Raw genomic sequence first — 11,863 nt, forward strand, 5'->3', positions numbered from 1 at the left:
CGGTGAAATACGCGCGGCGAAACAATCCTCAACCGGCGCGCTTCATCACGAGCATCGTCAGATCGTCGCTGAGGACGGGGGCATTGTGCGTGAAACGGCGGATGTCGTCGCGGACGGCGTCGAGGATGGCGCGGGCGGATTCGTGCCGGTGCGCCTTCAGGAGCGCTTCGAGTCGTTCCTCTCCGTACTCCTCGCCCTCCGGGCTCATCGCCTCGGTGACGCCGTCGGTAAACATCGCGAGCACGTCCCCCGGTTCGAGCGTGACCACGCCGCGCTCGTACGGCACGTTCGCCATCACCCCGAGGAGCAGCCCGCCCGTTTCGAGCAGTTCGATGCGGCCGTCCGCGCGCACGAGCGTCGGCGGGTTGTGCCCGGCATTGACGTATTCGAAGGCGCCGGTGCGGGCGTCATAGATGCCGTTGAAAAACGTGATGAACTTGTCGTACCCGGTGTTCTCGCAGATGACCCGGTTGGCATGTGCGGCGGCCTCCTCGAGCGTGATGTCCATCGGCGCCATGACGTGGAGGCACGCCTGCAGGTTCGACATCAGGAGCGAAGCCGGCACGCCCTTGCCCGTCACGTCGGCGATGGCGATGAGCACGCGGTCGTCGTCGAGTTCGAGCACGTCGAAGTAGTCCCCGGCGACGTGGCGGCTCGGCAACGCGATAAACGTCATCTCGAGGCCCTCCACCTCGGGCAACGTCCGGGGCTGGAGCCGTTCCTGAATTTCCCGGGCGAGACGCATCTCCTCCTCCAGCCGCTCTTTCTCGATCTGTTCTTCGACGAGGAAGGAGTTCCGGATGGAGACGAAGGCGAGGTTGCCGAGAGCCGTGAGGAACTCGACGTCGTCCGGCCCATACGGCTGCCCGGTCATCTTCGGCCCCAGACAGAGCATGCCGCAGTTCTCCCCCTGATGCCGGATCGGGAGGATGAGCACGAGCCCGCGCCGCCGCAGCTCCGCCCACTCCGGGTTCTCCGCGGCTCCTTCTTCCAGGATCAGCATCTCCTCGAGGCCGCACATGCGCTCGATCACTTCCCGGGGAAACGGCTCCTCGCCGAGGCCCGAGGACGTGACGACGCGGAAGGTGTGCGCGCCCCCTTCGCCGTCCGTCTCGCCCATCAAAAACAGGTGCTTTTTGACGAGCATCTGCCCCATGAGCGCGAACGAGAGCACCTTGACGAGCCGGTCGCGGTCGACGGTGGCGTTGAACTCCTGCGAGAGGTCGAAGAGGGTGTTGAGCTGCTGAATCTTGGCGTCGAGGGTGCGGTTGGTCCGCCGGAGTTCCTCGACCATGAGCGAGTTGCGCACCGCCGCCGCGGACATGTTTACGAGCGACTGAATGAACTCCATCTCCTGTCCGCTGAACGACTGCCCGGTCAACTTTTTGCCCAGCCCGACCAGCCCGATCCGCTCGTCGCCGAAGGCGACCGGGATCGCCAGCGTGATGCGGTGCGCGGCCAGGGCATCGGGCACCTCGCCTTCGCACAGCATGCAGTCCGGAGCGACCTCGTCGAGATCGAGGACGTCGCCGCGCCGGAGGCCGTTGACGCCTTTCGTCGCGGCCACCTCGTACGCGCCGCGTCCGGCATCATAGAGCAGCGCGACGCCGCGCGAGACGAGCAGCTTGCTCATGGCCGTCAGCAGCAGGTTGTTCAGCACGAACTCGAGGTCGAGCGACGCGCTGAGGAGCCGGCTCGTTTCGAAGAGCGCCCGAAGGTCGAAGCGGTCGGTGTGTCGGGCATCGGTGGTCGTCTCAGGCATGGCGTGGTTTCGAACGTTGAGGGATTCGCTTTCAACGCGGCACGGTCCGTTCCGTTGCCGCGCGGGATGCGCCGGTCAGGCGTCTTCGTCGAGGTGGACGACCTCGGCCTGCCGGAGCTTGCCGGCGTCGAGGTGGAGGCGCACGCACGTCTTGACGCGATGGAAGCCCTGCCGTCCGGCCGCGCCGGGGTTGAGGAAGAGCATTCCGCCGAGCGCAGAGACGCGTTCGATGCGAAGGATGTGGCTGTGCCCGCAGATGAGCACGTCCGGCGTCTCGGCGCGCAGGGCCTGCCCCATGCCGCGCTGCCACCGTCCGGGGCGTCCGGCGATGTGCGTCATCCAGAAGGCGACGCCGTCGAGGGTGAAGCGCTGATGCTCGGCGGTGCGCCGGCGGAGCTCCGTCCCGTCGACGTTGCCCCAGACGGCGCGCGTCGGGGCGAGGGCTTCGAGGCGGTCGAGCACGTCGGGCGCGCCGATGTCGCCGGCGTGCAGGATGAGGTCCACGTCGCCGAAGACGTCGGGGAGGGCGGGGTGGAAAAAGCCGTGGGTGTCCGAGAGGATGCCGAGGACCATGCGGGGCGGGTTCGGGCGTTGGGGCCGGCCGACGGCGGGGCGTTCACCGGATCATGAAGCGCACGCCGATGTGGAGCCGTGCGCGCGGCCATTCGCCCCGGCGCGGCTTCCACTGTTGCAGCGGCACGGCAAGATACGGCGCGAACTGATAACTCGGGCGGTCGATTTCGAGGCCGGTGCGCGCCCACACGACGCCGCCGCGGAAGCGCGTCGTCGAGCGGGGCGCTTCTTCGCCGAGGTCGTTCTCGCCGAGCGGCCCGGCGTTTCCTCGCACCGCCCCCAGCTCGATGAGGTCGTATCGCCCGCCCTCGCCGAGGAGGGTCACGAAGAGGTTGCTGCCCGCCGGATCGAAGAGCACGTTATAGGTCATCATGAGATGCACTTCCCAGCCGAGCGCGCGCGTCCGGATCAGCTCTCGGTCCGGCGCCGTGGTCACGAGGGGATCGTTCACGTCCGGCGGCGGCGCATCGACACGCACGAGTTGTTGATACCCGATCCGCACCCGCCGCACCCCGAGGGCGAAGTCGGTCGAGACGGTGGGGGCCACGAGCGAAGTGTACAGGAACGCCAGGTCCATCTGCGGAAAGCCCACGCGTCCGTCGGACGAGGGGTCCACGGCGAGGCGGAAGGCATAGTCCTCCGTCTCGATCGTCCGGTAATACTTGAGCGCGATCCAGTTGATCGAGAGCTGACGGCCGGAGACGCCTCCGACGGCGTCCATGAGGATGCCCAGGTCGAAGGTCGACGAGAGTTGGTAGTCGAAGCGCAGGCCGAGGGCGAGCGGGTCGGCGTTGGGCGAGGGGATGTCGCCGTCGCCCTGAATGAAGCCGGCGGGGCGGTACGACACCTCGGCGGTGAAGGCATACCGGTCGAAGAAGATGCGACGGGCGGTCTCGTCTCGATAGAAGGGATCGTAGACGCGCAGGGGGCGTTGCGCCGCCGCTCCGTCCGGCCACCCGCTCCCGGTCAGGAGCAGGATCATGCCGAGCAGCGCGGCGCGTCGGTGCGCCGGGGCCGTACGAGAGAGCCACCGCATAAGCATTCGAGCAGGTCAGCCGGGGCGCGAACACGCGCGTTCGGCCTCCGGAGGCGGGAAGCGCCGGTCGCCCATGCCGGCCTTCATCCCTTTTATTCGTTCAGACACGTATCGGGGTGTTACGCAGCTATCGCGTGAGCGTTTCGCCGGGGGCCAACACCTTCGCCTCGAAACCCGCCTCGGCCATCATCCGCGCCCACGCCGCCACGTCCACCTCGATGAGCGGAAACGTGCCGTAGTGGATCGGAACGGTCAGCTTCGGACGGATCATGCGGACGGCGCGGAGCGAGTCCTTCGGCCCCATCGTGAAGCAGTCGCCGATGGGCACGAGCGCCACGTCCACGTCGTGCTCTTCGCCGATCCATGCCATCTCGGCGAAGGCGCTCGTGTCGCCGAGGGCATAGAGGCACTTCCCCTCGACGTGCACGATGAAGCCGTTCGGGTTGCCGCCATACGTACCGTCGGGGAAAGACGACGAGTGGCGCGCATCGGTCTGAATCACGCGACCCCACTCGAACGCCCACGAGCCGCCGGTATTCATCGGCAGGACGTTCTCGTGGCCGTAGTTTTGGGTGAGGTACTGCGTGATTTCGAAGTTGGCGACGACCTGCGCGCCGGTGCGCACGGCGATGGACGGGGTGTCGCCCCAGTGGTCGCCGTGGGCGTGCGTGACGAGGATCACGTCGGGGAAGAGATCCTCCGCCGTCACGATGCCTTCGGCGTGGGGGTTGTCCGTGATAAACGGATCGACGAGGATCGCGACGTCGCCCGTTTCGATCTGAAAAGCCGAGTGACCGAAATACGTGAGTTTCATGGGAATCGTCAGGTTTTTGAAGGGAACGGACCCCGGGCGGCGGAGCGTCAGGTCAGCCGCCGCGCCACGCGGTAGAGCCAGAGACAGAAGAATGCGAAGGCCAGCAGGCCGAGCGCGTCGGCGACGGGGCCGAAGCCCTCGGGCGCGAGGTTGAGCACGTCGGTGTTTTGCGCGGCGGCGAACGGGATCGCGAGAATGATTCCCACGAGCGCCTCGCCCGTGATGAGGCCCGAGGCGAAGAGCAGCCCGCGCCGGTTCGAACGCGCCACCACCGTCTCATAGTCCGCGCCGAGTTCCTCCCGTTTGGCCTTCATCCGCCGCTCGACGGCATACGCGATCATGCCGCCGACGAAGATCGGAACGCTCAGTTCGAGCGGCAGGTAGATGCCCACCGCCACGGCGAGCACCGGCGCGCGAAAGGTCGATCCTCGCGCGCCGAGCCACTCGTCGAAGGCGATGATGGCCACGGCGATGGCCACGCCGATCCAGATCATCGTCCACGGCAGGTTGCGGTGGAAGACGCCCTCGGCCACGCTGCTCATGAGCGTCGCCTGCGGCGCGGAGAGGGCTTCGGCCGGATCCATACCCGCGCGAGGGAAGACGTCGCCGAGGCCATACGCCTGAAAGAGCAACTGAAGCACCGGCGCGATGGCGATGGCCGCCACGGTCACGCCGAGGATCTGCATGATCTGCTGTTTGTACGGCGTCGCCCCCACGAGTTGTCCCGTCTTCAGGTCCTGCATGTTGTCCCCCGCGATGGCCGCCGCACAACACACGACCGCTCCGACGAGGATGGAGGTCGCCGCCGCCGCGGTGGCCCGCACCCGGTCCACCGAGAAGTCGATCTGCGAACCGAGCAGCGCCAGGAGGATGAGCGAGATGGTCAGGATCGTGGCGATGGTCACGCCCGAGATCGGGTTGTTCGACGAGCCGACGAGCCCGGCCATGTAGCCCGCCACCGACGAGAAAAGGAAGCCCGCCACGAGCGCGAAGATCAGCCCGAAGACGGTCGTGCCGAGGTACAGCCCCGTCGAGATGCCGAGTTCGCCCTGGTTGACGACGAAGAGGAACACGATGAAGATCGGCACGCTGAGCGCCACGGTCCCCATCATCACCACATGGATCGGCGTGTCGCGCTCGGTGCGGGGCACGTGCAGGTCTTCGCCCCGGCGAGCGGCGCGCACCGCTTCGAGCGACGAGCGGACGCCGTCGCGGATGGGTTTGAGGAGAGAGACGAGCGCCCACAGCCCGCCGGTGGCCATCGCGCCGACGCCCATGTACCGGATCTCGGCGCTCCACACTTCTTCGGCCGCCGCATACCCGCTCGCCCCCTGATAGAGCGCGTCGAGGGTCTCGCGGTCGGCCAGCGCCGTAAAGAGGGGGATGCCGAAGAGCCACGAGATCAGGCCCCCGGCAAAGACGAGGATCGCGATGTTCACCCCGACGATGTAGCCTACGCCGAGGAGCGCCACGCCCAGTTCGGTCCCATATCCGAAGATGGCGCCCCCCGCCGTGAACGCGCCCGAGGCCTTCCCGGCCACGAGCTTGAAGCCCGTCTGACACAGCTTCAGGAACGCCCCGCCCACCCCCGCCAGCGCGATGTATTTCGCGCCCTCGCCGCCCTCGGTCCCGGCCTTGAGCACTTCGGCCGTGGCCACGCCTTCGGGAAACTGAAGCTTCGCCTCGATGATGAGCGCGCGCCGGAGCGGAATGGTGAAGAGCACGCCGAGGATGCCCCCGCTCAGCGCAATGGCCATCGTCGGCAGAAACTCGAAGCCGGTCCAGTATCGGAGCATGATGAGCGCCGGCAGCGTGAAGATGACGCCCGCCGCCAGCGACTCGCCCGCCGAGGCCGCCGTCTGCACGATGTTGTTCTCGAGGATGTTGTGCTCGCGAAAGAAGCGGAGCACCGCCATCGAAATGACCGCCGCCGGGATCGAAGCCGAGACCGTCATGCCCACCTTCAGACCCAGATAGGCGTTCGCGCCCGCCAGAATGGCCGAAAGCAAGATGCCCAGAATCACGGACTTAACGGTGATCTCGGGCAAAATCGTTGTGGGAGCAATGTACGGCTCGACCACGTCGCCGCCTTTTTCTTTCGGTTGCGGAGGGGGATGCATAGAGCCTCGATATTTTTTCAAAACATGCGCCGACGCGGGCCAATCGCGGACACAGTGTAGGAAAAAATGCGGGGAAATGCAGGGGAGAACCACGCCTCGAAAAAGGGTCCCTCGGGCCTGATCGGGCGATGATTTTTTCGAAGATGCGGGCCGGTCACTTCATCAAAATCATCTTTCGCGTCTGCACGCCCTCATCGGTTTGCATGTGGATGAAGTACGTGCCGCTCGGCAGATCGCCGGCGTGGAAGGACACTTCATAATACCCCGCCCCTTCCGACTCGTCGACGAGGAGCGCCACCTGCTGACCGGAGAGGTCCCATACCGAAAGGCGCACGTGCTGCGCTTTCTTGAGCGTATAGGCGATGGTGGTGGCCGGGTTGAAGGGGTTGGGGAAATTGCCGATGAGCACGGCGTTCTTTTGTTCTTCCTCAGCGCCGAGACCCATCTTGACGGTGCTCGAAATGCGTTCGACGCCGCTTTCGAATTGCTGGCGGATGCGATAGTACAACACCCGTCCGGAGACGCCCGTGTCGAGGAAAGAGAAGCGGCGCTCGTCCTCCGGGCCCTGCGCGTCGCGGGCCGCCACGCGTCCGATCTCCTCGAAGCGCCGCCCGTCCTCCGAGCGCTCGACGATGAACGCGACGGTCTGCCGGTCCTGCGTCTCCCACGTCAGCAGGACGGCCCCGTTCTCCGCCGTCCCGCGCAGTCTGCGAATGGGGAGGTAGAAGTCGAGGTCGGAGAACCGCCGTACGGCGCGCGCGGAGGGGCGTTCGACGATGGTCTCCGGAAGCGCATCCTCGAAGCCGAGCGCGACGACCTGCTGCTCGTGCGAGCGAAGCGGCCGGTTCATCGTCTGCCGGATCTCGGCCAGGGACCGGGCGCGCGGCCAGAAGCGCAGTTCGTCGATCATGCCGGTGAACGGGCGCATCGTCGCCCCGGTCTCGGCGCCCGGCACGCGCCCGCCGAGCGCCACCGGCGTGCGCACGTCGATGACGGGCATCGTCTCGAAGAAGAGCGAGTCCGAGGACGCGCCATCGACGAACAGGCGGGACCACCCGTCGGCCGGCTCGTGCGTGACGGCCACGTGATGCCACTGTCCGTCGGCGACCGGCTGCCGGGTCATCATGGAGCGGTGCTGCCCCGGCCGGCCGTGATAGACGAACAGCCGCCCGCTCCCATCAACGATAATCTCCAGCGGATACGCCGTACGCTCGTCGCCGTCCCACGTGGAGAGCACCACCTCGTCGAGGTCCACCGTGTTCAGCCAGAATTCGACCGTGTACGGAGCGCGCATGCTCAGGTCGGGCAACGCCTCTCGGCGCAGGAGCACGGGCTCGCCGCCCTCCGCCTCGAAGGCGAGCACCCGGTTGTCGCCCGTATGCGCCGGGTTGACGTAGACGTGTTCGGTCACGCGGAAGATGTCGCGGCGTTCGTCATAGGCGCGTCCCTGTCGTCGGCCGCGCGTGAAGGGCGTGAGCGTCCACGTGGCGGCGCCCGCGAAATCGCCCGCCTTCACCTCGAAGATCATCTCGCATGCCCCCTTGAAGACCTCCGGAAAAGAGACGACGTAGACGCCTTCGCGCGCGCCGGCGGGACGCATTTCCACCGGCATGGGTTCATAGCCGTAGCGCAAGGATCGCACGCCGCGCAAGGTCCAGCCGAGGGGAAGTTCGAGGTACACCCCGTCGAGGGCCGTGCGGCCTTCCCATACGGCAAAGAGGTTGGCGGTCTGCCCGGTTTCGAGATGTTCGGGGGTATGCACCTGCCGGAACTGCCCGAACGCAGGTCCCGTCGAGACCAGCGCCGCCAGCAAAAGGCCGGTCCACCGGCGCGCTCGCTTCCGCCAGAGTGCCACGTGCCCCATGAAGTCAACCGGGTTGAGGTTGCCCATACGCCGCCTGAAACGGCCTGCGCGCCCGGGAAAAGGTGGGTGGCCGGAGCGCGCCCGTGCATGGAGAGGCTAGTAAAGATAGGCGCGCGCCCGCTGCCTGTCAATCATCGCCGCTATTTTCGCAGACGCCGCGCCCCGTCGCCCGGTCAGAACTTGAAGCCGAAGCCGACGGCAAAGTCGAGGACGGGAAACTCGGCGGCTTCATGATCCGAGCCCATGAGCGCAAGCCCGTTGATGAGGCGATAACGTCCCCGCGCGAGGATGAAGAGTCGCCGCCCGAGGTTGGTGCGGAGTCCCAGCGTCGCTTCCGCGCCATAGCCGATCCCGTAGCGCCTGGCGTACGTCGCCGCGCCGGCATCGAGCCGTTTCATCCGGCTGAAATACGCCGACACCCCGAAGCCGACGACCGGCGAGAACCGCCGATCGGCGGCGGTGAGGGTATACTCATAACCGACCGTGATCGGGACGGCGTAAAATTTCCAGTCGGTCTTCTGCTCGAAATGCGCCGTCTTGATGAAGAAAGAAGAGAGCCGGGCATACTCCGCACTGATCCGGAGCGACTGCCGCTCGGCCAGCGGCAGGCTGAACGACAGCACCCGCGAGAAGGACGCCGCCGAGGCGCTCAGGGTATAGGCCCCCTTCACCTGCGCGCCGAAGACCTTCGCGCGCGGGGCGGGGGGCGGCAGGCGCGCGCCGAGCCGGAGACCGGAAACGCGCGATTGTGCATACGCGCCGGGCCAACCGGCAGAGAGGGTCAGAAGAAGACAGACAAGGCCGCAACGGCAGAAGGTCGCTCGCATGAGAGATCGCTTTCGAAGGAGTGAAGAAGCTCGGTTTCGGTCGGTATCGATCTTCTCAGCAAGCGTTCGAAAAGCAGGTGCGAGGGATTTAAGCAGGTGCGAGGGATTTCAGGAGAAGCCGGATTTAAGATACGCAGCGGGTTGCCGGAAAAGCGACGGGCCGAAAGGCAGCCGGGTCGGGTCCGTCCATGTGGCGCTCCGGCCCGGCTGCCTTCGATGCCCGGCGGCGTCAGGGCGTCTGCATCGCCGCCAGCCGGGCCGCCTCCGGCCAGTGTTTGAGCGCTTCGTTGAACTCGGGCTCGATCCGGTTGAAGAGCGGATAGCCCGCCTCACTGCGATAGAGGCGCTGGGCCAGGCGCGCCTTGAGGAGGGTCTCCAGCACCTCGCGATGCTTCTCGGCATCCGCCCGGTCGAAGTAGCCCTCTTCCGCGCGCGCCGAATCGGCATCGACGAGGTGGATCTCGCCCTCTTTTTCGGCATACGCCCAGAACGCGTCCCACATCTCGGGACCGACGGTGAAGGTCGCCATGAAGTCCTCTCGCCGGTCTTTCCACTGGTCGCGGAGCATGCGTTCGTGACGGTTGAACCAGTCGCGCACGAAGAGGATGTCGAGGTTGCGTTCACGGACGGCGCTCACGAGCGGGGCATAGAACGAGAGCGTGGTGTCGCGCGTGATGACGACGTCCGGCATGATGCCGCCGCCTCCGACGACGATGCGCCCGTGGTCCGTCCGGAACTTGAGCGAGTCGGGGACGTGGTCGAGGTCGAGTTTTCGCGTCTCCATTTTTTTCTCGAAATAGCTTTCGAGGTCGCCGTCCTTGTAGGGCGTCTGAATGAGCCGACCGGCGGGGGTGAAGTACCGCGAGACGGTGATCTGGAGCACGCTGCCGTCGGAGAGCGGGAAGGGACGTTGCACGAGCGCCTTGCCGAAGGTGCGCTGCCCCACGAGCAGGGCTCGGTCGTGATCCTGCAGCGCGCCGGCCACGATCTCGCTGCCCGAGGCCGAGCCGCCGTTGACGAGCACGATGACGGGGTTCTCTTCGAAAAGGCCGCCCGGCGTGGACCGATCCACTTCGTTCTCCTCGGGGTTCCGGCCCCGCGTGTACACGATGGTCTTCCCTCCCTTGAGCAACTCGTCGGCCACGTTGACCGCCGCGCTCTTGATGCCGCCGGGGTTCGAGCGGAGATCGAGGATGAGCCGGTTCATCCCCTGCTCTTTCAACTCCCGAAGGTGCGAGACGAATTCCTGATGGGTGGTCATGGCGAAGCGCCCGATGCGGATGTATCCGGTCTCGTCGTCGACCATGTACGAGCTGTCGACGCTGTAGAGCGGGATGCGGTCGCGCGTGATGACAAACTCGAGCGGCTGCCGGACGCCGGGCCGCTTCACGGTCATCTTGACCTTCGTGCCGACAGGTCCTTTGAGACGCTTCTGGATGGCGTTCGAGTTCATCCCGATGGCGCTCGAATCGTTGATGGCGATGATGCGGTCGCCGGCCATCACGCCGAGGGTCTCGCTCGGCCCGTCGGGGATCGTCGAGGTCACCTTGGCGGTGTCCTTCTCCGTGGCGGCGGGCTCGAACCAGATGCCGATGCCGCCGAAGGAGCCGCGATAGCCTTCCTGCACCTCGGCCACCTCTTCCGCCGTGATGAAGACGGAATGCGGGTCGAGCGCCTTGAGCATCCCGGCGATGGCGCTCTCGGAGAGGTGCTTCGGATCGACCTTCTCCACGTAATGCCGGTCGACGACGAGGAACGCGTCTTCGAGCTTCTTCAGTTGCTCGAACGTGTCGTTGCCGGAGAGGAGGGACTCGATCTTCATCCCCAGCACCGTCCCGATGATCAGGAGGAGCAATGCAGGAATGAGGTACAGTTTTTTACTTTTGAATCGCATGGACGTCTGTCGGCGTGAGGGCCCTCACGGCCCGTTATCGGGAAACGCATGGCGCGCCGGAGCCGGCGGCGATGCGACTACATACCCCGCGCGCGCCGATTTTGATTCGTCGCGGAGGCGCGTTTCTTGTGCCGAGTGTCGGAAGCCCCGAGGTTGGGTGACGGAAAGCCCCCCGCCGTTTCGATGTAACCTTTTCGCGCGCCGGTGCGTCCTTCGAACCAACGATGCCATGAACACTATCGCACGCGGTCCCGGGCGCCAGGGTGAATCTGCTCCAGTACGAACGACAGGTCCGTCAGCACCAGCACCGGGTCTACGGCCTCGCCGTCTACCTTCTGGGCGACCGGGAGGAGGCTGAGGACGTGACCCAGGAGGTATGGCTGCGCCTGTGGCATCACCGGCACGAGGTGGACGAAGCGCGCCTGCTCGCCTGGCTGCTCCGCGTCACCCGAAACGCCTGCATCGACGCCCTGCGGCGGCGCAACGTCTACCGCGCGCTCGTCCGCACGGACGCCGACGGCGTCCGTCGCGCTGCCGACCCGGGCCGCGCCCCCGACGACGAAACCGCCTCGGCCCTCTTTCGTGAGCACCTGGCGCGCGCCCTCCGGCAGTTGAAAGAGCCGCACCGCAGCATCGTGATCCTCCGGGAGATTCACGACATGAAATACGAAGAGATCAGCGAAGCGCTCGGACTGCCGCTCAACACGGTGAAGGTATACCTCCACCGCGCCCGCAAAACGTTACGCAAGCTACTGAGTGAGGTATCGGAACGTGCAACCGCTTGACCCCGCCCCCCCGCACGACTGGATGGACGACCGCCTCGAAGCCTACCTCGACGGCGACCTCACGCCCGAGGAGGCGGCGCGCTTCGAAGGCGGCGTGAGCGAAGACGACTGGGCCGCCGAGCTGCGTCTGGCCGAAAGCATCCGCAGCGGCCTCCGCGCGATGCCGCTGCCGGAGTGCCCGCCCCGCG

10 protein-coding genes are annotated in these 11,863 nt (G+C 66.4%); 2 read left to right on the forward strand and 8 right to left on the reverse strand.

The window, feature by feature from the left end; all coding sequences use genetic code 11:
• Positions 1 to 28: 28 nt before the first annotated feature.
• The 8 genes from AC1HIY_RS16930 to AC1HIY_RS16965 form a co-directional block, all read right to left on the reverse strand.
• Positions 29 to 1,762, reverse strand: coding sequence for a SpoIIE family protein phosphatase (locus AC1HIY_RS16930; RefSeq protein WP_479577973.1), 1,734 nt, complete (start codon positions 1,760 to 1,762; stop codon positions 29 to 31).
• Positions 1,763 to 1,837: 75 nt separating this feature from the next.
• The gene (locus AC1HIY_RS16935) at positions 1,838 to 2,335 is read right to left on the reverse strand and encodes a metallophosphoesterase family protein (protein ID WP_479577974.1); all 498 of its coding nucleotides are present in this window, start codon (positions 2,333 to 2,335) and stop codon (positions 1,838 to 1,840) included.
• Positions 2,336 to 2,378: 43 nt separating this feature from the next.
• Positions 2,379 to 3,371 carry a hypothetical protein gene (locus tag AC1HIY_RS16940; RefSeq protein ID WP_479577975.1) on the reverse strand — a complete coding sequence of 331 codons (993 nt, stop codon included), beginning with the start codon at positions 3,369 to 3,371 and terminating at the stop codon, positions 2,379 to 2,381.
• Between the two features lie 127 nt (positions 3,372 to 3,498).
• Positions 3,499 to 4,185 (reverse strand): metal-dependent hydrolase, encoded by a 687-nt coding sequence (locus tag AC1HIY_RS16945; protein WP_479577976.1) that lies wholly within the window; start codon positions 4,183 to 4,185, stop codon positions 3,499 to 3,501.
• A gap of 47 nt (positions 4,186 to 4,232) precedes the next feature.
• Complete coding sequence (locus AC1HIY_RS16950; RefSeq protein WP_479577977.1) at positions 4,233 to 6,305, reverse strand: OPT family oligopeptide transporter; 2,073 nt, start codon at positions 6,303 to 6,305, stop codon at positions 4,233 to 4,235.
• Positions 6,306 to 6,459: 154 nt separating this feature from the next.
• Positions 6,460 to 8,169, reverse strand: a complete 1,710-nt coding sequence (locus tag AC1HIY_RS16955) for a LamG-like jellyroll fold domain-containing protein (protein WP_479577978.1) — start codon at positions 8,167 to 8,169, stop codon at positions 6,460 to 6,462.
• 173 nt (positions 8,170 to 8,342) lie between these two features.
• Entirely contained in the window at positions 8,343 to 8,996 is a 654-nt protein-coding gene (locus tag AC1HIY_RS16960) for a hypothetical protein (protein WP_479577979.1), read from the reverse strand.
• Between the two features lie 229 nt (positions 8,997 to 9,225).
• Positions 9,226 to 10,890, reverse strand: a complete 1,665-nt coding sequence (locus tag AC1HIY_RS16965; protein WP_479577980.1) for a S41 family peptidase — start codon at positions 10,888 to 10,890, stop codon at positions 9,226 to 9,228.
• Positions 10,891 to 11,153: 263 nt separating this feature from the next.
• On the opposite strand from AC1HIY_RS16965, the gene AC1HIY_RS16970 reads away from it, so the two are divergent.
• On the forward strand, positions 11,154 to 11,675 hold the full coding sequence (locus tag AC1HIY_RS16970; protein ID WP_479577981.1) for an RNA polymerase sigma factor: 522 nt from the start codon (positions 11,154 to 11,156) through the stop codon (positions 11,673 to 11,675).
• The coding region (locus AC1HIY_RS16975) for a zf-HC2 domain-containing protein (RefSeq protein WP_479577982.1) at positions 11,662 to 11,863 on the forward strand (202 nt) is incomplete at its 3' end. The genes AC1HIY_RS16970 and AC1HIY_RS16975, both read left to right, overlap by 14 nt.

The sequence above is a fragment of the Rhodocaloribacter sp. genome (assembly GCF_056451265.1).

What these genes read in the sequence shown, in the direction of transcription:
- AC1HIY_RS16930 (WP_479577973.1), bottom strand. Translation starts at nt 1,762, where the DNA reads ATGCCTGAGACGACCACCGATGCCCGACACACCGACCGCTTCGACCTT.
- AC1HIY_RS16935 (WP_479577974.1), bottom strand. Translation starts at nt 2,335, where the DNA reads ATGGTCCTCGGCATCCTCTCGGACACCCACGGCTTTTTCCACCCCGCC.
- AC1HIY_RS16940 (WP_479577975.1), bottom strand. Translation starts at nt 3,371, where the DNA reads ATGCGGTGGCTCTCTCGTACGGCCCCGGCGCACCGACGCGCCGCGCTG.
- AC1HIY_RS16945 (WP_479577976.1), bottom strand. Translation starts at nt 4,185, where the DNA reads ATGAAACTCACGTATTTCGGTCACTCGGCTTTTCAGATCGAAACGGGC.
- AC1HIY_RS16950 (WP_479577977.1), bottom strand. Translation starts at nt 6,305, where the DNA reads ATGCATCCCCCTCCGCAACCGAAAGAAAAAGGCGGCGACGTGGTCGAG.
- AC1HIY_RS16955 (WP_479577978.1), bottom strand. Translation starts at nt 8,169, where the DNA reads ATGGGGCACGTGGCACTCTGGCGGAAGCGAGCGCGCCGGTGGACCGGC.
- AC1HIY_RS16960 (WP_479577979.1), bottom strand. Translation starts at nt 8,996, where the DNA reads ATGCGAGCGACCTTCTGCCGTTGCGGCCTTGTCTGTCTTCTTCTGACC.
- AC1HIY_RS16965 (WP_479577980.1), bottom strand. Translation starts at nt 10,890, where the DNA reads ATGCGATTCAAAAGTAAAAAACTGTACCTCATTCCTGCATTGCTCCTC.